The organism is Pseudomonas nabeulensis (genome assembly GCF_004682045.1).
GTDB classification, from domain to species: domain Bacteria; phylum Pseudomonadota; class Gammaproteobacteria; order Pseudomonadales; family Pseudomonadaceae; genus Aquipseudomonas; species Aquipseudomonas nabeulensis.
In genome coordinates, this window is record NZ_QUZT01000059.1 from 22,884 (window position 1) to 44,048 (window position 21,165).

Annotated in this window: 16 protein-coding genes; 14 read left to right on the top strand and 2 right to left on the bottom strand. The window is 62.0% G+C overall.

The annotated features are described in order from the left end of the window. Positions 1 to 176: 176 nt before the first annotated feature. Together DYL61_RS24415 and DYL61_RS24420 are read right to left on the bottom strand one after the other, a co-directional pair. On the bottom strand, positions 177 to 881 hold the full coding sequence (locus tag DYL61_RS24415; protein ID WP_135310465.1) for a DUF3142 domain-containing protein: 705 nt from the start codon (positions 879 to 881) through the stop codon (positions 177 to 179). Further along, positions 878 to 3,037: a PA5441 family protein gene (locus DYL61_RS24420; RefSeq protein WP_135310466.1), complete on the bottom strand. Its 2,160-nt coding sequence runs from the start codon at positions 3,035 to 3,037 to the stop codon at positions 878 to 880. The genes DYL61_RS24415 and DYL61_RS24420 overlap by 4 nt, the downstream gene beginning before the upstream one ends. 173 nt (positions 3,038 to 3,210) lie before the next feature. On the opposite strand from DYL61_RS24420, the gene DYL61_RS24425 reads away from it, so the two are divergent. From DYL61_RS24425 to pgaD, 14 genes are all read left to right on the top strand, one after another. Continuing rightward, complete coding sequence (locus tag DYL61_RS24425; protein WP_135310467.1) at positions 3,211 to 4,779, top strand: glycosyltransferase family 39 protein; 1,569 nt, start codon at positions 3,211 to 3,213, stop codon at positions 4,777 to 4,779. 34 nt (positions 4,780 to 4,813) lie between these two features. After that, positions 4,814 to 5,059, top strand: coding sequence for a DUF2789 domain-containing protein (locus DYL61_RS24430; protein ID WP_135310468.1), 246 nt, complete (start codon positions 4,814 to 4,816; stop codon positions 5,057 to 5,059). Between the two features lie 101 nt (positions 5,060 to 5,160). Further along, the gene (locus DYL61_RS24435) at positions 5,161 to 6,651 is read left to right on the top strand and encodes a Fic family protein (RefSeq protein ID WP_135310469.1); all 1,491 of its coding nucleotides are present in this window, start codon (positions 5,161 to 5,163) and stop codon (positions 6,649 to 6,651) included. 387 nt (positions 6,652 to 7,038) lie between these two features. Then, positions 7,039 to 7,449, top strand: a complete 411-nt coding sequence (locus tag DYL61_RS24440) for a MarR family winged helix-turn-helix transcriptional regulator (protein ID WP_135310470.1) — start codon at positions 7,039 to 7,041, stop codon at positions 7,447 to 7,449. Then, positions 7,446 to 9,524: an FUSC family protein gene (locus DYL61_RS24445; RefSeq protein WP_135310471.1), complete on the top strand. Its 2,079-nt coding sequence runs from the start codon at positions 7,446 to 7,448 to the stop codon at positions 9,522 to 9,524. The genes DYL61_RS24440 and DYL61_RS24445 overlap by 4 nt, the downstream gene beginning before the upstream one ends. Beyond that, positions 9,521 to 9,730 (top strand): DUF1656 domain-containing protein, encoded by a 210-nt coding sequence (locus DYL61_RS24450; RefSeq protein ID WP_010214247.1) that lies wholly within the window; start codon positions 9,521 to 9,523, stop codon positions 9,728 to 9,730. The genes DYL61_RS24445 and DYL61_RS24450 overlap by 4 nt, the downstream gene beginning before the upstream one ends. Next, the gene (locus DYL61_RS24455) at positions 9,727 to 10,617 is read left to right on the top strand and encodes an efflux RND transporter periplasmic adaptor subunit (RefSeq protein ID WP_135310472.1); all 891 of its coding nucleotides are present in this window, start codon (positions 9,727 to 9,729) and stop codon (positions 10,615 to 10,617) included. The genes DYL61_RS24450 and DYL61_RS24455 overlap by 4 nt, the downstream gene beginning before the upstream one ends. Further along, entirely contained in the window at positions 10,614 to 12,056 is a 1,443-nt protein-coding gene (locus tag DYL61_RS24460) for an efflux transporter outer membrane subunit (RefSeq protein WP_135310473.1), read from the top strand. Before DYL61_RS24455 ends, DYL61_RS24460 begins: the two co-directional genes overlap by 4 nt. A 79-nt stretch (positions 12,057 to 12,135) precedes the next feature. Further along, positions 12,136 to 12,768 (top strand): NADH:ubiquinone oxidoreductase subunit N, encoded by a 633-nt coding sequence (locus tag DYL61_RS24465; RefSeq protein WP_135310474.1) that lies wholly within the window; start codon positions 12,136 to 12,138, stop codon positions 12,766 to 12,768. Positions 12,769 to 12,927: 159 nt separating this feature from the next. Beyond that, a complete protein-coding gene (locus DYL61_RS24470) occupies positions 12,928 to 14,424 on the top strand; it encodes a YdgA family protein (protein WP_135310475.1) in 1,497 nt (498 codons plus the stop codon). 298 nt (positions 14,425 to 14,722) lie between these two features. Next, the gene (pgaA, locus tag DYL61_RS24475; protein WP_135310476.1) at positions 14,723 to 17,203 is read left to right on the top strand and encodes a poly-beta-1,6 N-acetyl-D-glucosamine export porin PgaA; all 2,481 of its coding nucleotides are present in this window, start codon (positions 14,723 to 14,725) and stop codon (positions 17,201 to 17,203) included. 12 nt (positions 17,204 to 17,215) lie between these two features. Beyond that, complete coding sequence (gene pgaB, locus DYL61_RS24480; RefSeq protein ID WP_135310477.1) at positions 17,216 to 19,213, top strand: poly-beta-1,6-N-acetyl-D-glucosamine N-deacetylase PgaB; 1,998 nt, start codon at positions 17,216 to 17,218, stop codon at positions 19,211 to 19,213. A 2-nt stretch (positions 19,214 to 19,215) separates the two neighbouring features. Continuing rightward, a complete protein-coding gene (pgaC, locus tag DYL61_RS24485; RefSeq protein WP_135310478.1) occupies positions 19,216 to 20,556 on the top strand; it encodes a poly-beta-1,6-N-acetyl-D-glucosamine synthase in 1,341 nt (446 codons plus the stop codon). 2 nt (positions 20,557 to 20,558) lie between these two features. Continuing rightward, the gene (gene pgaD, locus DYL61_RS24490) at positions 20,559 to 21,041 is read left to right on the top strand and encodes a poly-beta-1,6-N-acetyl-D-glucosamine biosynthesis protein PgaD (RefSeq protein WP_135310479.1); all 483 of its coding nucleotides are present in this window, start codon (positions 20,559 to 20,561) and stop codon (positions 21,039 to 21,041) included. Positions 21,042 to 21,165: the final 124 nt, after the last annotated feature.

Below are 21,165 nucleotides of genomic sequence, written 5' to 3' on the forward strand. Positions count from 1 at the left end.
ATAAAAAGTAGCCTGTGGCGAGGGAGCTTGCTCCCGCTGGACTGCGTAGCAGTCCCAGTCTTTTAAAACAAAGAGCTGGGGCCGCTTCGCGGCCCAACGGGAGCAAGCTCCCTCGCCACAGGTACAGTGTTTGCCTTAACTGACTGGCATTAGGGCAAGCCCGCTCACCACACGCATCAAGGGTTTTGCAGGAATACCACATACCCCCGAAACCACTCACTCCCCTTCAAATACCCCGGCTCATCCCACACTCCACCCTGAATCAACCCAATTTTGAACGGCAACCCCATCCGGTTCATACGCGGCAAATACGCCGCGTAATCCGGAATGCTGTGCCGCCCCTGATAGGTCTGCACCACCACTTCATCCACTACGCCTTTGAGCTGGGCGATGGCGGATGGGTCGGCGTTGCTGCTCCAGTCCATCAGGCCGGTGATGCTCAGGCGAAGGTCGGTGGGCAGGCGTTCGCGCAGGTCGCGCAGGAAGGCGGCATATTCGTGCAGGTACTGGGTGCGGGCGTCGAAGTCGATCTGGATGCCGACCACCGGGTTGCCCGCGTCGCGCCAGCGTTGCACCTGGCCCAGCAATTGGGTGTAGACCGCTTCGGGCCAGTGCAGGGTGTGGGCGCGGTACACCACCCAGATTTCGCCCTGGGTAAGGCGCGGCACGCTGATGCCCTGGGCGATCATCCGTACGCCGCGCTGCGGTGCGCGGCGGGTGGAATTGATCTGGCCTTGCAGGATGTACAGGGTCTTGGCCTGCTGGAGCACCGGTTGGGGCGTGACGCCGCTCCACAGCCAGAAGGCGTCATAGTCGCGGGCGTCGACGGCGCCGAAGGCCGGGCTTGCCAGTAACAGCAAGCCTAGCCACAGCGACTTCACCAGTAGTACTGCAGGGATTTACCCCACTGGGTGTCGGCAAAACCAGTCTTCAACTGGCGGAACCAGGCCTTGCGTACGGCGGGCTCGACGTCCTGGCCACCGCAGCTGTTGTAGCCAGCTGGCGCATAGCAGTTGATGGCACGGAACAGTGCGTAGGCCTTGTCGTTTTTCGGCGCCTTGGCGTCGGCGATTACCCGCTTGTAGCCCTCAAGTCGCGAGAAGGTTTCGCCCTTGAACTGCGACGCCGTGCTGCCCAGGCTGCCGGCGGCGCGGGCTTGTTCCAGGGGCATGCCGTCCAGGTTGTTGCGCAGGATGAACTCACCGATGCAGTTCAGGCCGTGGGGGCTTTTTGCGTCGGCCTGCAAGGTTTCGGCGGTTTGCGCGATGCTCGGGCAGGCGTAGCCGGACTCGGCTTTGTCGCCGTTCCACTGGAACAACCTCAAGCTTTGGCTGGCGCTGTAGACGTAACCGAGGCTGGTGCCGAGCTTGTCTTCCGGAGCCGGCGTCGGCAGTTGCTTGAGGTCGTCGAGGAAGGTCGCGAACTGCCCGCGCAGCAAGTTTTTATACAGCAGCACAAACTGCGCGGTCTCGCGTTCCAGCGGGTCACTGGCCTGGGCGATCTGTTGGCGCAGCAGGTCGGGACCGGCAACGTTGCGCAGCAGGATATAGCGAACCTGCTGGGCGCTGATTGGCGAGTCGGCCGCGAACACCTTGGCCAATTGGCCGCTGCGTTCGTAGTTCAGCGCCAGCGCCAACTCAATCTGGTCTCGTTGCAGCGGCAACTTGGCCAGTGGCAGCAGTTTCAGCCACAGCGATTGGGCGTCTTGCCAGTCCTTTTTATCTTCCAGGGCCAGCGCCCGCAGGGTTTGCTGGCTGAACGCGAAGTAGTCCAGATTCGACGGCACTGCTTCGGGTAGATGCTTCAAGGCACTGTCGGGTTGATGCTCCACGTACAGTGCATACGCCGCCAGCAAGTAGTCATACAGCGCAGGGTCGTTGGCGAACACGGCTTTGCGTTGTTCGAGGTCTGCACGGGACAGGCTTGGCGGGGTATGGGCGCGCATCAACATCAGGTCGCTGACCACCTGGATCATCGGCGTATTGATCGGCCCACCGGTGACCATCAGCAACTTTTGGTCGGCCTCTTCCACCAGCTCATCCGCAGACACATTGCGCTGCCCGTCCGTGGCCTGGGTCAGTGCCCAGGCGTACGCCTCGGCGAGCTTGACGTTGTCGTCCGCCAGCCAATACACCCGACGCAACAGGCCACGGGCGGAGGCGGCGTAGTCGCCCTGTGGATAAGTTTTCAGGTAGGCGTTGAAGCCTTGTTCGGCACTGGCCAGCGCCGACTTATCCACACGCTCCAATTGCGGCACGCCATACGTGTCGTAAATGTTGGCTTGGGCCTGGTTCAGCGCGGTGCGGCCGGTCATGTACAGCGCGGTTTCTTTCAGCCAGGGCGAACTGGCGCTGCCCAGTGCCGAAAAACCGCGTTCCGCCTCGGCAAAGCGCCCGCTGTAGAAGTCGGCGGCCGCTTGTAGATAAGTGCGAAATTGTTGCCCATCGGCCGACTGGATCTGCTGCGGCTCGGCCATCACCGGGCCATCCCACTCGCATGTGGTGAGCAGTTGCAAGCGTGCCTTGGCCAGCGATGTGCGTTCGGTGGCGGGCATATCGGCTTTCACTACCTGGCGGATAAACGCGCTGGCACTGTCGTCGTCGTTACTGCGGCAGCGGCTGCCTTCGCCATTGAGGAAGGCCTCGCCAGCGGTTTTTTGTTCCTCACGCTTGATGCCCAACGGTTCGAGCAAGCTGTCGAGTTTGGCGGTGCGTGAGTCATCGGGCTCGGTGTTTGTGCCTGCAGGGGCGGTCAAGCGATACACCGGAAAGGGCACCGGGCCGAAACCCTGGGCCAGGTCATCTTCGTTCAAGGCGTTGGGCGCCAACGCCATGGCTTTCTTGTCGGCCAGCATCAGGCGCAGGTTGACCCGGCTGTCATTGCCGGGGCTCAGGAAGGGCAGGTTGTTACACCCCGCCAGGCTGTCACGCGAGACCCGCCAATCGGGGTAGCAAGAGTCATCGGAGCTGGCCACAGCCGGCAGGGAAACACTGGCCAGCAGAGCCAGTGCCAGGGGTGACAGAAAACCGATGCGCATGAAGTGTCCTTGATCCTGAGTCCTTGGAAGGCGGTAATGATAGCCCGTTCCTACGGTTGCTTCGGTGAAGGCCTACACAAATCGAAGATTCATCCGATTCAAGCAGCGAGTCCGGGGCATTTGTCCTAGAGTGGCGGTGTTTACGCATGGGCAATCAGGGCAGGGGAATCGAGGTGCGTCGGTCTGTGGTAGAGCAAAACGAAAAGGTCGGGGCGTTGCCCGCATTCAGTCGCCTCACGTGGGAAGGCGCCGCTTGGATCAGCCGCCTGTGGTGGGTGCCCATTCTGGCATTGGCCATGGCCCTGCGGTTTTACCACCTGACCTCGGCGGCTATTTGGGGTGACGAAGGCTCCAGCCTGTTGCTGAGCGAATATGCCGCGACCGACCTGTGGTTTCACGCGGCGCACGACGTGCATCCGCCGCTGTACTTTTTCATGCTGCGCGGCTGGATCGAGCTGTTTGGAGACAGCATCTGGTCGATTCGCGGCATGAGTGCGATTCCCGGTGTAATCGCTGTGGGCCTGGGGATCTGGCTGACGCGGCAGCTGTCCACCCGCCGCGCCGCCGTACTCGCGGGCATCTTGCTGGCGCTGCTGCCGACCGCCGTGCGCTACAGCCAGGAAGTGCGCATGTATTCGCTGCTGGGCGTGTGGCTGCTGGGGGCCACGCTGGCGTTGGTCTACTGGGTGCGTACACCTGAGCGCACGCGCTACCTGGCAGCGTATGTGCTGCTGATGGGCGCCGGTTTCTACACCCATTACTTCACCGCGCTCTGCGTGCTGGTGCACTGGGCCTACCTGGGCACGCTGCAACGAGACGAACGCCTGCTGACACGCCCGGCCTGGTGGGCGGCGAATGTGGCGATCGTGCTGGGGTACCTGCCCTGGTTGCCGAACCTGCTGGACTTGGTGCAGCACGTCGACCAGCTCAAAGTGGGCGGTGATATCGGCTGGGAAGAACCGGTCGGCCTGCTCTCGCTGCCGTCGATGATCTGGCAGTTCGTGATCCAGGACGAGGGCACGGAGTTCTGGCCGCCGCTGTTCTGGCTGGTTCCGCTGCTGCTGGTGGCGGTGGTGGTGCGCACGGCCTGGCGCGACCGGTCTGCTCGGCTGCTGGCGCTGTTTTTCCTGTTGCCGCTGCTGCTGGTGTACGCGGTGTCGTTCATCTCCCCGGTGTTTATCGAGCGCTACCTGACGGTGTACGCATTGGCCTTGCCGATCCTGATCGCCATCGCCGCCGACCGGCTGTCATGGTTGGGCGCCGCATTGTTCGTGCTGTTTGTCGGGATCGAGCTGGTCGGGCTCAAGAACAACTTCACGGTGGATGAACACGACCAGTTCAACGTGCCCGTGGAGTTCGTCAATCGCAATTACCAGGAAGACGACCGCATCGTCCTCAGCGACATGCTGTGGTACTTGAGCTACGTGTATTACGACCAGACCGACGCCCAATTGCAGCTCTACACCCCGCCCAAGCCCGACGGCACATCGACCCGGCCGAATGCCTACGGTTTCGGCACCCTGGTGGACCAGGACGGTGGGCGCATCTACCTCGACCGTTTGTCAGCGTTACCCGCCGAAACCCATCGCGTCTGGCTGATCAGTAGCAACGAGGACCCGGACGAATTCGCGCCCCTGCCCGCCGGCTGGCGCGAACTCAGCCGCCAGGACGGCGGCGGTGCCCGGGCGCGATTGTTTGTATTGTGCAATGTGCCATCAGCGCAGCCGGAGGGTTGCCGCTAGACTGGTTTATCTCGTCACTTATCTGGAGTTCGACATGGAACCGCCTGTGCATAGCTTGGCGTCACTGTTTAAACAGCTGGGGCTGCCGGATGACGCGGTCAGCATTGATAAGTTTGTGGCGGTTCATTCGCCGCTCAAGGCGGATCTGGAGCTGGCGGATGCGTTTTTCTGGACGCCCAGCCAGAGTGCGTTTTTGCGTGAGGAAAAACGCAAGGATGCGGACTGGGCGGAGTTAGTGGATGAGTTGGATGTGTTGCTGAGGAAGGGACGAGGGGTGTAAAAAAATATCCGTCAAAGTGCAAGTTTGTAAAAAAAAATGGTGAAGGGTAAAAAAAACTGAGCTTTAATCCTTCCAGTGGATTTTTTCTGGGGAAGCTCGCGTTGGCAATAGTCGGATATGCCCACCTCTGTGAGGCGCTGGACTTAAAAGTCATTGCGCCTGTTCGCGTCGCAATGATCAAACCGGTGACCCGGATCACCCTGATCGGCAACTGTTTGGCCGTTCCTCATAGCGTCGCCCCTGCGCAACACGCCTTGTTTGATCATGTACTGTTCGCGCTGAAACATGAAGGCGTCAATTTAGCCGTACTCGCCCAAGTGTTTGAACAGCTGGGCCCAGAACCGTTTCTAGCCGCGTTGGCAAGCTCCCCTAACGGAGCGTTTATCCGAAAAGCCTGTTTTTTATGGGAAGGTTTTACGGGGCAGTCACTTGATTACGTAGTGCCTGTTCGGGGGCGCGTGGTTGCCTTGTTCGACCCCGTCCGCTATGTAACGGGCCCCAGCATTCGCAACAGCCGCTGGCGAATAGATTTCAACGGGCTGGGCTCTCTGCATTACTGTGCGACCGTTGAGCGCACGCCGGAGTTAGACGCGTTGTTGGCGCTTGATGTATTGACCCGTGCCAAATCTTTCATGGCCACCCTCCCACCCGAAATGATGGACCGCGCGACCCAGTGGGCTTACCTCCACGAAACCCGCGATTCGTTCGCCATCGAAAAAGAGCAGCCCAGCGAAGAAAAATCCCGGCGCTTCGTCCAACTGCTACGCCAAGCTCACCAAGGCCGCCTGCTGACTGAAGACTACCTGGTCGAATTGCAAAACAGCGCCGTCTCCAACCCCTTCGATAAGGCCATCGCGTTTCGTTACGAACAAAACCATCTGCACAACGGCCTGCGTGGCGCAGCGGGCGTCAGCTACGTGCCGCCAGCGCCTGAGTTGTGCCAGGAACTGATGGAAGAGTTGATGGCCTTCGCCAATCAACCTGAGCGCGAAGTCGACCCCCTCGTGGCCGCGGCGATTACGGCCTTCGGCTTTGTGTTCCTGCATCCCTTCATGGACGGCAATGGGCGCCTGTCGCGCTTCCTGATCCACCAGACCCTCTGCCACTACGGCGCCTTGGAAAACGGCTTGCTGCTACCGGTTTCCGTCGCGATGAAACACGAAGAACAAGCCTACCTGGAGACACTGAAAGCCTTTTCCCAACCGACACGGGATTTCTGGAACGTCACCTGGCTGGACGGTGATCAAATGGCTTTCGACTTCATTGGCCATGCGTCGATCTACCGCTATTGGGACGCCACCCGCTGCGTCGAATTCACCCTGCAAATGGCCCGTCGCGCATTGGAAGTCGAGTTGCGCGAAGAAACCGAATTTCTTGACCGCTACGACCGTGTGATCAAGGCCGTGAACCAACGGTTTGACGTACGCGGCAGCGATTTGTCGAAGCTGGTGATGATGTGCCTGGATAACGATGGCAAGGTTTCCAAGCATCGTAGAAAGCAGTTTCAGTACAGCGTGGCGCAGGAGGTGTTTGAGTTTATTGAGCAGGAGGCGGGGCGGGTGATTGCTGATGTGGGAGAGGCAGTCGGTTAAGTGCAATACGACGTCTGTGGTGAGCGGGCTTGCCCCGCGCTGGGCTGCGAAGCGGCCCTGATTCAGCCGACGCGTTCTTCCAGGTAACCTGATTCGTCTGGTTTTGGGGCCGCTTCGCGCCCCAGCGCGGGGCAAGCCCGCTCACCACAGGGATGTGCTCGTCTTCCGTTTCCTTGATTGACTGGCACCTCCTCCCAAAACCCTTCCACATTTGCCCGGCAGTGTTGCAGCAATCGCTTAACCCGCTTTACTTACCCAACACCCACTCACCACCCATCGCGAATTTGTTTCAAAACTTGACGGCTCTCGATCCATCCACCATATTGATAGTTAGCAAACTAACTGTATGCGAACAATCCAGTGCCTCAATCCCTCGAACAACTCCAGATGAACCTCAGCAGCAGCATGGTGGTGGGTGCCCGTAACTGGCGCAAAATCTGCCAGACCACGCTGGTGAGCTACGGTATTTCCGAAGCCTGCGCGGTGCCGCTCTTGATGATCGGCCGCTTGGGCGACGGGGTGCACCAGGTAAAAGTGGCCCAGGCATCTGGCATGGAAAGCCCGTCGCTGGTGCGCCTGCTCGACCAGCTGTGCAACGGCGGTTACGTATGCCGCACCGAAGATGTCCACGACCGCCGCGCCAAGGCCCTGAGCCTCACCGAGCGTGGCCGCGAGTTGGTGCAAGCGGTGGAAGTGCAGCTGGTGCGCCTGCGCAAGGACGTCCTGGCGGATATCCCGCCTACCGATATGGAAGCCGCCCTGCGGGTGCTGCGGGCTTTTGAGGCGGCGACGCTTTGAACGGATTTTTTACCGGTTTCCCGCCTGCCCGTGATTGGTTCTATGGCGTACGTACCTTCGCCGCCTCGATGATCGCGTTGTACATCGCCATGCTCATGCAAATGCCGCGTCCGTATTGGGCGATGGCCACGGTGTATATCGTCTCCAGCCCGTTTGTCGGCCCCACCAGTTCCAAAGCGTTGTACCGCGCCATCGGCACCTTTATGGGCGCTGCGGCGGCGGTGCTGTTTGTGCCGATGTTTGTGCAGTCGCCTTATCTGCTGGTGGTAGTGATCGCCTTGTGGACGGGCACCCTGTTGTTCCTGTCCATGCACCTGCGCACCGCGAACAACTACGCGCTGATGCTGGCCGGCTACACCTTGCCGCTGATCGCCCTGCCGGTGGTGGATAACCCCCTGGCCGTATGGGACGTGGCCGAGGCGCGCACCGAAGAAATCTTCCTCGGCATCGCCGTGGCGGCGGTGGTGGGCGCGATGTTCTGGCCACGCCGCCTGATGCCGGTGTTCGACGGCTCGGTGGCCAAGTGGTTTGCCGATGCCCAGGTCTATAGCCAGCGCTTCCTCACCCGCAACGTCGACCCGACCGAGGTCAGCAACCTGCGCGGTGGCATGGTGGCCACGTTCAACACCCTGGAATTGATGATCGGCCAGCTACCCCACGAAGGCGCGCGGCCGCAGACGGTGCGCAACACCAAGGAACTGCGCGGGCGCATGATTCACCTGCTGCCGGTGGTGGAAGAACTCGACGATGCGCTCTACGCCGTCGAACACCGCGCACCGCAGTTCCTGGAAAAACTCACGCCGTTGTTGGAAGCGACCAACCAGTGGCTGCAGAGCAGCGAGAAAGACCCTTCGCTGGAAAACTGGCGCACCCTGCGTGATCAAGTCGATGCGCTGCTACCCACCGGCGACGCGCTGGACGACCGCCACACCCTGTTGTTCTCCAACGCGCTGTATCGTCTCGCCGAATGGATCGACCTGTGGCAAGACTGCCGCAGCCTGCAAGCCGCCATTGCCTGCGAAAGCCAGGACACCTGGCGCGCCGTCTACCGTCACTGGCGCCTGGGCCGGCTTACGCCGTTCCTCGACCGTGGCCTGATGTTCTACTCGGCGTTTTCCACGGTTACCGCGATCATCGTCGCCTCGGTGCTGTGGATCTTGCTGGGCTGGACCGACGGCGGCAGCGCCGTGATCCTGGCCGCCGTGGCGTGCAGCTTTTTCGCCTCGATGGACGACCCGGCGCCGCAGATCTACCGGTTCTTTTTCTGGACCGCGATGTCGGTGCTGTTCGCCAGCCTCTATCTCTTCCTCGTCCTGCCCAACCTGCACGATTTCCCGATGCTGGTGCTGGCGTTTGCCGTGCCGTTTATCTGTATCGGCACGCTCACGGTTCAGCCGCGCTTCTACCTGGGCATGTTGCTGACGCTGGTGAACACCTCGTCGTTAATCAGCATCCAGGGCGCCTACGACGCAGACTTCCTCAACTTCGCCAACGTCAACCTGGCCGGCCCGGTGGGCCTGCTGTTCGCCTTTGTGTGGACCCTGATCGCACGCCCCTTCGGCGCCGAACTGGCCGCCAAGCGCCTGACCCGTTTCAGCTGGCGCGACATCGTCGGCATGACCGAGCCTGCCACCCTCGCCGAACATCGGCACATGGCCGCGCAAATGCTCGACCGTTTGATGCAGCACTTGCCACGCCTGGCCCTGACCAACCAGGACACCGGCATCGCCCTGCGTGACCTGCGCGTGGCGCTGAACCTGCTCGACCTGCTGGCCTATTCGCCGCGCATCCTCGGCGTGCCACGGGTGCTGCTCAACCAGGTGGTCGAAGGCGTCGGCGGTTACTTCAAGGCCTGCCTCAAGGCCGGTGAACGCTTGCCGGCGCCCAGCGGTCTGCTGATGACCCTGGACCGCACGCGCCGCGCCCTCAACGGCCAGGGCCTGCAAGACGAAGACGACACCCGCGTGCACTTGCTGCATGCGCTGGCCGGCCTGCGCCTGGCGTTGTTGCCCGGTGTGGAATTCATTGGCGGCACCGAGATGGAAGCGCCGCTACCCGATGGAGCGCCTTTATGATCGGTGATCTGGATATCAGCGGGGTGTTCCTGCCCACGCTGCTGGTGCTGATGGGCATTACGTACGTGTTGTTCCTGGTGGTGCACGGGCTGTTGACGCGCCTCCACTTCTATCGCCTGGTCTGGCACCGGGCATTGTTCAATGTGGGGCTCTACGCGCTGTTGCTGGGCGCGGTGGACTCACTCAGTCGATACCTGATGACATGAAAAAACCTTTTTTGACCATCGGCCGTGTAGTCCTCACGTTGTTGATCGTGAGTTTTGCGGTCGTCGTGGTGTGGCGCATGGTCATGTACTACATGTTTGCGCCCTGGACCCGTGACGGGCATATCCGCGCCGACATCGTGCAGATCGCCCCGGACGTCTCCGGGCTGATCCAGCAAGTGGACGTGCGCGACAACCAGTTGGTGAGCAAGGGCCAGGTGTTGTTCGCGGTCGACCAGGACCGCTTCAAGCTGGCCCTGCGCCAAGCCCAGGCGGCCGTGGCGGACCGCCAGGAAACCCTGGCCCAGGCCAACCGCGAGTACAAGCGTAACCGTGGCCTTGGCAACCTGGTGCCCAGCGAGCAACTGGAAGAGAGCCAGTCCCGTGTGGCCCGTGCCCAATCGGCCCTGGCCGAAGCACAGGTGACGGTGGACTCGGCTCAGCTCAACCTCGACCGCTCGGTGGTCCGCAGCCCGGTGGACGGCTACGTCAACGACCGTGCGCCGCGCAATCAAGAGTTCGTCACTGCCGGGCGCCCGGTATTGTCGGTGGTGGACAGCAATTCTTTCCATATCGACGGCTACTTCGAAGAGACCAAGCTCGACGGCATCCATGTCGGCATGGCGGTGGACATCCGTGTGATCGGCGACAACGCCCGTCTGCGCGGCCATGTGCAAAGCATCGTCGCCGGGATCGAAGACCGTGACCGCACCAGCGGCTCCAACCTGCTGCCCAACGTCAACCCGGCGTTCAGCTGGGTGCGCCTGGCCCAGCGGATTCCGGTGCGCATCGCCTTTGACGATGTACCGGCGGACTTCCGCATGATCGCCGGGCGCACGGCCACCGTGTCGATCATCGGCGATAAAGTGAAAGACGGAGAGCAGCCATGAAGCAACGGCTGGCGATTGCTGCGCTGGGGTTGCTGTTGTCGGCCTGCCAGGCGGTGGGTCCGGATTACAAGTTGCCGGATGAAGCGGCGGTGAAGCGGGGCGACCTGCAAGGCCAGCTCGCGGGCGAAGGCAACAACGTGGTGTCGGCGCCGGTGCCGGCGGATTGGTGGCGGCTCTACAAAGACCCGCGCCTGGATGAGCTGGTGCGCCAGGCCATGGCCTCCAACACCGACCTGCGGGTGGCGGCGGCCAACTTGCAACGCTCGCGTTATCAGGTGCAACAAGCGGAATCCGCCGGCGGCTGGAGTGCTGGCGTCAAGGCCGAGGCCCAGCGCCTGCAAGAGTCCGGCGAAGCGTTTTTGCTGACGGAAAAAGTCCCGGTGGCCAATATTGGCAGCGTCGGTATCAGCACCTCGTATCAGTTCGACCTGTGGGGCACCTTGCAGCGTGGCATCGAGAGCGCACAGGCCAGTGCCGACGCCGCCCAAGCCGCCGCCGATATCGCCCGCATTACCCTGGTGGCCGATGTGGTGCGCTCCTACACCCAGGTGTGTGCGGCGAACGAAGAGCTGGCGATTGCCAACGAATCCCTGGACCTGCAACGCCAGAGCACCGAGCTGACCCAACGCCTGCGCGACGCCGGGCGTGGCGATGAAACCCAGGTGACCCGTTCGCAAACCCAATACAAATCCCTGCGCGCCGACATGCCGCGCTACGAAGCGGCACGCCAGGCGGGGTTGTTCCGCCTGTCGATGCTGCTGGCCAAGCCGGTGGACCAACTGCCGGCAGGCACCGGTAGCTGTGCCGAGTTGCCGCACATCGCTCAACTGCTGCCGGTCGGCGACGGCGCTGCGCTGCTCAAGCGTCGTCCGGATGTGCGCCAGGCGGAACGTCAATTGGCTGCCGCGACTGCGCGGATCGGCGTAGCCACGGGGGCGCTGTATCCGGACATCAGCATCGGCGCCACCGTCGGCACCGTCGGTATCCTCGATAACCTCGGCACCGGGCCCACCAACCGCTGGGGCTTTGGCCCGCTGATCAGTTGGACGGTGCCGACCAACGGCGCCCGCGCGCGTATCCACGAAGCCGAAGCCGCGACCCAGGGCGCCCTGGCGCATTTCGATGGCGTGGTGCTTAACGCCATCCGCGAAACCCAGACGGGCCTCGCGCAGTACACCGCGCAACTGCAACGTCGCGACGCGTTGGACGAAGCCGGCGAGTCGGCCAAGGAAGCGGCGGACCAGACCCATCGCTTCTTCCAGGCTGGCCGCGCATCGTTCCTCGCCGACCTGCAAGCCACTCGCACTTACACCGATGTGCGGGCGCAATTGGCGGCGGCGAACACCCAGGTTGCCATGAGCCAGATCGACCTGTTCCTGGCGCTGGGCGGTGGTTGGGAAAGCGGACGAACGCACGCAGCGCCGGCCAGCAAACCCTGAGCAAATAGCTATGCTTTGACAGGCGGGTCTCCGTGATGGCCCGCAGGTCATATCGCGTTTGCTCATGGGGATTCCAATAATGAAAAACCCTTATGCTCCCGCTTTCTGGTGCGTGTTCTTCGCACTGGTGCTGTTATCGGCTGCCTATTTCTACGGCGTCATGCTTGCCCATCAAATCGACAAGGCCATGGTGTTCCTCGACAGCGCCTGCCTGGTGATCGGCACCCTGTCCATCGGCGTGGTCGCCTGGGCGTCCTACCAAAACCAACGGGTCAAACGAAGACTGCTCGAACAGGGCAAGACCCGCGTGGCGATCTGGGACACCAAGGTTGCCTTGCGCCGTGTCGAGACAGTGTTCGATCGCTATTTCTGGGGCAGCTACTGGCAGCCGGGGCGTACGTTCCAGGAAGTCATGGGCGAACTCACCGGCACGCCCCTGGAAAAAAGCCTCGAAGCCCTGAAAAAACAATGCGTGGCCCTCGATCAGCAAGTCGCCGACGGTAGGCATTGGCTGAATAACGCGCGGGAATTGTCTGATGTTGCCACGCAAATGGCCCGTGAACGCTACCAACTGGACTTCTGCGACCCCAAGGCCGACACCCCGAGCAATGCGGTGATACACCGCGAGTTTGAGGTGCTGGTGTACACCTGGACGGCACGGTTGAAGAGCTTCGATCACCAACTCGACGAGATCGACCTGGAGTATTCCTGAACCTTTGGGTGAACCAACCGTTGCCCTGACCCCTCTGAAAAGCTGGGCCGTTCGCGGCCGCCAGTGCTAATCTTCCCCCGCTTTCGGCGGGCTTGAGCCAACCCTTTCGGGGTTCAAGGAAGACAGCCCACTTCTCACAGGATTTGATCAGGTCACTTCATGAATAAGCCAGCAGTCGTTCTTTTGGGTTTCGTTGTCGCCGTTGGCGTCGTCAGTGCAGGCGGTGCCTGGTACACCGGTAAACAACTGGAGCCGGTGCTGCAAACCGCAGTACAGGACGCCAACCAGGAACTGAAGCGCTCCATGGCCGGTGTCGACGGCACCCTGGCGCTGGAACTGGTGTCCCTGGACCGTGGCCTGTTCAGCAGCACCGCGCACTATCGCCTCAAGGGCCAGGGCTCGTTCTTCGGTGAAGAAAACCCGAACCCGGAACTGCTGTTCGTCGACCATATCGAACACGGCCCGCTGCCGTTCTCGCGCCTGGTGTCGCTGAAGTGGCTGCCGGTCATGGCCACCAGTCACTACGAACTGGAAAAGAACCCCACCACCGAAAAATGGTTCGCTGCCGCCAAAGACGTGTCGCCGCTCAAGGGCGTCGCCAATATCGGCTACAGCCGTTCGGTCAGCGGTAACCTTGAACTGCTGCCGCTGGAGTTCAAGGACGATAAGTCCTCGGTGAGCTTCTCCGGTGCCAACATGGACTTTGACAGCACTGCCGAAGGCAAGAAGGTCAAGGTCGACGGCTTTATGAACAGCCTCAAAGTGGCCGCCGTCGACGGCAACGGCACGCCGTTCGACATCGACCTCGCCGGCCTGACCGTGGCCAGCAACCTGGAGAAGTCCACGTTCGGTTTCTACACCGGGCAGAACACCGTTGAGCTGACCGATTCCAAGGTCACCTTCGGCCCGCAGAAGGCGGTGCTGACCCTCAAGGGCTTCGAGCAAAAAGACAGCAGCGACATCAAGGACAACAACCTGGCCGGCCGCGTCGACTACAAGATCGACGAGATCGGTTATCAGGGCAAACCCGTCGGCTCCGCCGCCATGGGCCTGAGCGTGAAGAACATCGACGTGCCGTCGGGGCTGGTGCTGACCAAGCTCTACCAGGACAAGATGCAACCGGTGCAAGCCGCCGCCGCCGCCGGCCAACCGGTGCCGGAGCTGCAACTGACCGAAGCCGAGCAAGCCGTGGCCGAGACCAACGTCAACCAATTGCTGGCCGCCAAGCCGCAAGTGGCGCTGGAAAACCTGTCGCTGAAAACCACCCACGGCGAAAGCAAGATGAGCCTGATCGTGGACTTGACCAAGCCGAGCTCCATGGAGCTGCCGCCGGTTGAACTGGGCAAGCAGATGATCGCCTTGCTGGACGCCAACGTGACCCTGTCCAAGCCGATGATCGCCGACGTGTCCGCCCTGCAAGCGCAGATCGGCGGCCTGACCGACCCTAAAGCCATCGAGCAGCAATCCCAGATGGCCGCCGAAATGGTCAGTGGTCTGGCGGTGGGCACGCAGTTGGCGACCCTGGTGGGCACCGACGTGGTTTCCAAACTGCATTACGCCAACAATGAAGTGACCTTCAACGGCCAGAAGATGACCGTCGAGCAATTCATTGGTTTTGTGATGGCCAAAGTCGGTTCGGTGAGCCGCGCGCAGTAAAGATTTCGCCATCACCCAGAAATAAAAATGGGGGAGCGGGGTTGCCCGCGATAAGGGTCAAACAGTCGACACTGATGTCGGCTGGCGACCCGTTATCGCAGGCAAGTCCGCTCCCCCATTCGTTTTTCAGATTTGCCGCCAAATCTGAACAATTGTGATGACTTGTCCTTTTTGATACACGCGTCGGGGATAGTTCCTACAGGAAAGCTAGGTCGGGTCATTGGACGCCGGCGCCCTGATGCAAATTGCTCAGGACCACCTATCGTTACAGCTTTCCGTGTGTAAGGAAGCTCACGATATGCTGCGAAACCTACCATTCAGTGCATCAGGCCGGTTGCGATTGCTGATCGGTGCAGCCTTATGTGGCCAGCTGCTGATGCCCGCTTTTGCCATGGCAGATCCTGCCTACGACGCCCTGATTATTCAGGCGCGCAACGGCAACTTCACGCCCGCCCTCACTCAACTGCGGCAACTGCCCGCCGAGCGTCAGACCCCTGGCCAGATCAGCGACCACATCGTGATCGCCGGTTGGGCCGGTCAGGATGCCGAGGTGTTGAAGGTGTATGAGGCTCAGGGCAAGCATCGCAACCTGACCACCCAGGCACTGGCGACGGTCGCACGCACGTACCGCAATCAACAGCAGTGGGCGCAGGCCTCAGAGGTCTATCGCCAGGCGTTGGTGCGTGAACCGAATAATGTCGACCTGCAACTCGGCCAAGCGCTGACCCAGGCCGACGGTGGCCAAGCCAACGAGGCCGTGCAACGCACCCGTGCGCTGGTCGCGGCCAAGCCTGATGATCCGAACCGGCGCATGGCACTGGGCTACGCGCTGACCCGCGCAGGCTTGCAGTACGACGCGCTCCACGAGTTCGACCAGGCGTTTATCCGCGCCGGCGACAAACCGGAAGTCGCCCGCGAATACATCGTCGCCCTGCAAAAAGCCCGTTTGCCGGAACCGGCGCTGCGTCTGTCGGCCAAGCGTCCCGGCCTGTTGGACCCAGTGACCCAGCGCCGCCTGGAAGGCGACCTCGCCGCCGAACGCGTGCGCATGGCCGAGTTCGCCACCCGTTCTGAAAACGAACGCTATGTGATCGCTGACCGCGCGCTGGCGGACTACGACAAGCTGCTCACCCGCTGGACCCCCGACGCCAGCGCCCACGACGACGTGGTGCGCTGGCGTATCGACCGCCTGGGTGCGCTCAAGGCGCGGGCACGCACCGCCGAGGTGATCCGCGAATACGAAACCCTCCAGGGCGAAGGTGTGCAATTGCCCACCTATGCGGTGCGTTGGGTGGCCGCTTCTTACCTCGATCAACGCCAGCCGGAAAAGGCCGAGCCGCTCTATCGCCAGGCGCTGAGTGCACCGGATGCCGAGCCGGATGATCGGGTCGAAGACACCTCGGCATTGTTCTACGCGTTGCAGGAAAGCGACAAAGGCGAAGACGCCCGCGAAGTCGCCAACAGCCTGGCCAACAGCCAGAAACCGCGGGTCGAACTCAAGGGTTTGCCAATCGGCAACCCCAACGATGCCTGGATGGACGCGCAGCAGCTGTCGGCCCAGGCTGGCGTGTACGGCGGCGACCTGCCAGGCAGCGAGGCGGGGCTGGAGGCTCTGGTGGCCAAGGCCCCCGGCAACGTCGGCTTGCGCCTGGCCCAAGCTGACATGTATCGCGCCCGAGATCTGCCACGCCGCGCCGAAGGCGTGCTCAAGGAAACCGAAGCCCAGGCCCCGCGTGAAATTGGCCTGGAAGTCAGTCAGGCCTACACCGCGATGGACTTGCAGGAGTGGCGCCAACTCGATGTGCTCACCGACGACGTGCTGGCGCGCAACCCGGACAACCGCCAAGTGCAGCGCCTGAGCCGTCTGCGCGATGTGCATGACATGGCTGAGCTACGTGTGGAGGCCTACACCGGTAAAAGCTTCGGCGGCGGTAACAACGGTGATGCCGGTGCCGTCTCGGGTAGCCGCGACTGGGGCATTGAAAGCCGTATCTACACGCCGCCCATCGACGAAGACTGGCGCCTGTTCGCCGGTGCCGGCTATGCCCGCGCCGACTTTGAAGAAGGCACCGGCCAGCACCGTTGGCAGACGGTGGGGGTAGAGCGGCGTACCCGCGATATGACGGTGGAAGCCGAAGTCTCCAACCATTCCTATGGCGATGGCTCCAAGCAAGGTGCTGCGGTGTCGATTGCCCGCGACATCAACGACAACTGGCAATACGGCGGCAGCCTTGGCTATCTGCTGTCCACCACACCACTGCGGGCGTTGAATGCCGGCATCACGGCCAATGGCGGCAGCGGTTTTGTCCGCTGGCGCGCCAACGAAAGCCGCGAGTGGAAACTGACCCTCAGCCCCTCGCATTTCAGCGACGGCAACGACCGCTTCGAAGCCTTGCTCAGTGGCCGTGAGGGCCTCTACAGCTCATCGCGGGTGCAAGTGGACCTGGGCCTGGAAGTCGGCGCCAGCCGCAACAGCAAGGAAGACACGATCTACTTCAATCCGAAGTCGGACTTCACCGTGTTGCCTGTCATCAACATCAACCATGTGCTCTATCACCGCTACGAGACCCAGTGGAGTCAGCAGTTCCAGGTCGGTGCGGGTACTTACAGCCAGCAGGATTATTCCACCGGTGGCATCGGTCTAGTGGGCTACGGCCAACGCATTCGCTGGAACGATGTACTGGACGCGGGCGCCAACCTGAGCCTGATCAGCCGACCTTACGACGGTGATCGCGAACGCGATCTGCGTCTGCTCGTCGACCTCACTTACCGTTTCTAGAAGAGCCTGACCATGACCGTCCTCAGCCGTTGCTTGTTGATCCTGGGCGTATTGCTGGCCAGTGCCTGTGCCCAGCAACCCGCGCCCTTCACGCCTCCCGCCGAGCGGCCGATAGCGGCCAATGAAGCGCCGTGGCCAAAGAACCACTTCCTGGGCATTGCCTACCACGATGTCGAGGATCGCGACCCCGATCAGGCGGTGGTGGCAGTGCGTACCGAGCGCTTGATCGAGCAGTTGGCCTGGCTGCGTGAGAACGGCTACCAGGCGGTCAGCGTCGACCAGATCCTGGCGGCCCGCAACGGCGGACCGGCGTTGCCGCCCAAGGCCATCATGCTCAGCTTCGACGATGGTTACGCCAGCTTTTACACGCGGGTGATGCCGATCCTGCGCGCCTATCACTGGCCGGCGGTGCTGGCGCCGGTGGGCTATTGGATCGACACGCCGCTGAACAAACCGGTGGACTTTGCCGGGCAGCCGCGGCCGCGTGGCGAGTTTCTGACCTGGCAGCAGATTCGTGAAGTGTCCCAGTCCGGCCTGGTGGAAATCGCCGCGCACACTGATGCCAGCCACACCGGCATCCTGGCCAACCCCCAGGGCAACCTGGAACCAGCGGCGACGTCGCTGCGCTTTGACCCGGCCACGGGGCGCTATGAAAGCCAGGCGCAGTTCGACGCGCGGATGCGTGCCGATGTGACGGCGATCAGCCAAAAAATCCAGCGTGTCACCGGCAAGAAACCTCGGGTGTGGGTCTGGCCGTACGGTGCCGCGAAGGGGACTTCGCTGGCCATCGTCGGCGAGCAGGGCTACCAGATGGCGCTCACCCTGGAAGACGGCCTCGACAGCTCCAGTGACTTGATGAACAGCCCGCGTTTCCTGGTGGCGTCCGATCCGGACGGTGAGCATTTCGCCAACAGCATTGTGGCGGTGCAAACCCCGGCCCCTCTGCGCGTGCTGCATGTGGACCTGGACAACGTCTACGACCCGGACCCGGCCCAGCAAGCGCGTAACCTCGACCAGTTGGTCCAGCGCGTGGTGGACATGGGCGCGGGCACTGTGTTCCTGCAAGCCTTCGCCGATCCCAAGGGCGACGGCCTGGTGCATGAGCTGTACTTCCCCAACCGCCATTTGCCGGTGCGTGCGGACCTGTTCAACCGTGTTTCCTGGCAGCTGCATACCCGGGCGCATGCCAGTGTGTATGCCTGGATGCCGGTGCTCAGCTTCGCCCTCGACCCCAAACTGCCCCGCGTGACACGTTGGGACCCGGAAACCGGCAAGATCGGCCTCGACCCGGACCAGTACAAACGCCTGTCGCCGTTTGACCCGCAAGTGCGCAAGATCATCGGCGAGATCTATGAAGACCTAGCGCGCAACAATGCCATCGACGGCGTGCTGTATCACGACGATGCGGTGTTCAACGATTTCGAAGACGCCAGCCCCGCCGCGCTCAAGGCTTATGCAGCCCACGGCCTGCCGGGCAACATCGAGGCGCTGCGTGCCGATCCTGCGGTGATGCAGCGCTGGACCCGCTTCAAGAGCCGTTACCTGATCGACTTCACCAACGAGCTGACCGCCAAGGTGCGTGCCATCGGTGGGCCGCAGGTGCAGACCGCGCGCAATATCTTCGCCGAGCCGATGCTCAACCCGCAAAGCGAAGCCTGGTTCGCGCAGAACCTCGATGATTTCCTCCAGACCTACGACTGGACCGCGCCCATGGCCATGCCGCTGATGGAAGGCCAGGAGTACAGCAACTCCAACGCCTGGCTGGAGAAACTGGTGGCCACGGTCAAGGCGCGCCCGGGCGCGATGCAAAAAACCGTCTTTGAACTGCAGGCCAAAGACTGGCGCACGAAGGCCGCACCGGATATCGACGGCAAGCAGATGGCTGAATGGATGGGTGTACTCAAGCGCCAGGGTGTCACGAGCTTCGGTTACTACCCGGATAACTTCCTGGAAAACTCCCCGGACTTGAAGACTGTGCGTCCGGCCCTTTCCAACCAATGGAATCCTTGACCATGTTCGACAGAATCCTGGCTTTATTCGTATTGGCGCTGGTATTGGGCGTGCCGCTGGGCCTGATCTTCCTGGTCACCGGGCAGTTCCTGATGGACTTCGTGTTCTTCTACCCGCTGTTCATGTCGGCGTTGTGGATCTCCGGTGGCCTGTATTTCTGGCTGCACTGGGAGCGGCACTGGCCGTGGAAAGACGACACCCCCGCACCGGTGCTGGCCGGCAACCCGCTGATCTCGATCATCATCCCTTGCTACAACGAGGGCGATAACGCCGCCGACACCATCCATGCCGCGCTCGACCAGGTGTACCCGAATATCGAAGTGATCGCGGTCAACGACGGCTCCAAGGACAACACCGCAGCGGTACTCGACGCCCTGGCGTTGGAGAACCCACGCCTGCGGGTGCTGCACCTGGCGCAGAACCAGGGCAAGGCCGTGGCCTTGCGCATGGGCGCGGTGGCGGCGCGCAGTGAGTACCTGGTGTGCATCGACGGCGATGCGTTGCTGGATAAAAACGCGGCGGCCTATATGGTCGCGCCGATGCTCGACAACCCGCGCCTGGGCGCCGTCACCGGCAACCCACGCATTCGCACGCGCTCGACCCTGATCGGTCGGGTACAGGTGGGCGAGTTCTCGTCGATCATCGGTTTGATCAAGCGTACGCAGCGGGTGTTCGGGCGGATCTTCACGGTGTCCGGTGTGGTGGTGGCGTTCCGTAAAAAGGCGCTGGACCGCATCGACTACTGGAGCACCGACATGATCACCGAGGACATCGATGTCAGTTGGAAGCTGCAACTCGATCACTGGAGCATCTTCTACGAGCCCCGCGCCCTGTGCTGGATCCTCATGCCCGAAACCGTCGGCGGCCTGTGGAAACAACGCCTGCGCTGGGCCCAGGGTGGCGCCGAGGTGTTGTTCAAGAACATCCGTGGCATCTGGCAATGGCGCCATCGCTACCTGTGGCCGCTGTTGTTCGAGTACTGCCTGTCGACCGGTTGGGCGTTTACCTTCCTGCTCTCGGTGATCTTCTGGGGCGTGGGTAAATTTATCCCGCTGCCGCAGGCGATTGCGGTGGATTCCCTGGTACCGCCGGCCTTTACTGGCCTGGTGCTGGCCATGGTCTGTCTGGTGCAGTTCGCGGTGAGCATCCTGATCGACCGGCGCTACGAGAAAGACCTGTGGAAAACCCTGTTCTGGACCGTGTGGTACCCGATGGTGTTCTGGCTGGTCAGCCTGTTTACCACCCTGGTCAGTTTCCCCAAGGTGCTGTTCAACCAGCATCAGAAGCGCGCGCGCTGGGTCAGCCCGGATCGCGGTATCAGCCCTGCTGAAGAGGAGGCGTGATCATGAAACTGGTCAGAACTCGCCAACGGAAGGTGATGTGGTTAATCGATGTGCTGTTGACCCTGATGGCCTGGGCCGGGTTGATCTGGCTGTTGGCCCGCGGGATCAACGCGATGCTCGAAACCCACGGCGGCCCGCGTCTGGAAGCGCCGATCTTCGCGGCCCTCAATACATTGCAGGTGTATATGTGGATTGCCGTGCTCAACGCGGTGATCCTCGTCAGTTGGGCACGCTACCAGCAGCGCAAGGGCCGCAAGTTCGCCCAGCGTCGGGCGCAAGCCAACGCCTTGAGCGACAAGAACCTCAGCGAGAGTTTCAGCTTGGGTGAGGGCGATCTGGAGCAACTGCGTAGACCCGGCGTGCTGGTGATCCACAACGACGAGGACGGCGGCGTGGCCGAAGTGAAATCCCATGTCTCCCGCGACGTGGAAAAACCGGGCCTGACCCTGGTGCCTGGCAAGGACCAGAACAAAGACGCCAGCTGAATAGTAGTGACGAACTCTGTGGTGAGCGGGCTTGTGTGGGAGCGAGCTTGCTCGCGATGGCGGCGTGTCAGTCAACACACCTGCAAGCTGACCCACCGCTATCGGGGGCTTGCCCTAATGCCAG

Excerpts from the sequence above, each read along its gene's own strand:
- DYL61_RS24420 (WP_135310466.1), bottom strand. The coding sequence starts at position 3,037 with ATGCGCATCGGTTTTCTGTCACCCCTGGCACTGGCTCTGCTGGCCAGT.
- DYL61_RS24430 (WP_135310468.1), top strand. The coding sequence starts at position 4,814 with ATGGAACCGCCTGTGCATAGCTTGGCGTCACTGTTTAAACAGCTGGGG.
- DYL61_RS24440 (WP_135310470.1), top strand. The coding sequence starts at position 7,039 with ATGAACCTCAGCAGCAGCATGGTGGTGGGTGCCCGTAACTGGCGCAAA.
- DYL61_RS24450 (WP_010214247.1), top strand. The coding sequence starts at position 9,521 with ATGATCGGTGATCTGGATATCAGCGGGGTGTTCCTGCCCACGCTGCTG.
- DYL61_RS24455 (WP_135310472.1), top strand. The coding sequence starts at position 9,727 with ATGAAAAAACCTTTTTTGACCATCGGCCGTGTAGTCCTCACGTTGTTG.
- DYL61_RS24460 (WP_135310473.1), top strand. The coding sequence starts at position 10,614 with ATGAAGCAACGGCTGGCGATTGCTGCGCTGGGGTTGCTGTTGTCGGCC.
- DYL61_RS24465 (WP_135310474.1), top strand. The coding sequence starts at position 12,136 with ATGAAAAACCCTTATGCTCCCGCTTTCTGGTGCGTGTTCTTCGCACTG.
- DYL61_RS24470 (WP_135310475.1), top strand. The coding sequence starts at position 12,928 with ATGAATAAGCCAGCAGTCGTTCTTTTGGGTTTCGTTGTCGCCGTTGGC.
- pgaA (WP_135310476.1), top strand. The coding sequence starts at position 14,723 with ATGCTGCGAAACCTACCATTCAGTGCATCAGGCCGGTTGCGATTGCTG.
- pgaB (WP_135310477.1), top strand. The coding sequence starts at position 17,216 with ATGACCGTCCTCAGCCGTTGCTTGTTGATCCTGGGCGTATTGCTGGCC.
- pgaC (WP_135310478.1), top strand. The coding sequence starts at position 19,216 with ATGTTCGACAGAATCCTGGCTTTATTCGTATTGGCGCTGGTATTGGGC.
- pgaD (WP_135310479.1), top strand. The coding sequence starts at position 20,559 with ATGAAACTGGTCAGAACTCGCCAACGGAAGGTGATGTGGTTAATCGAT.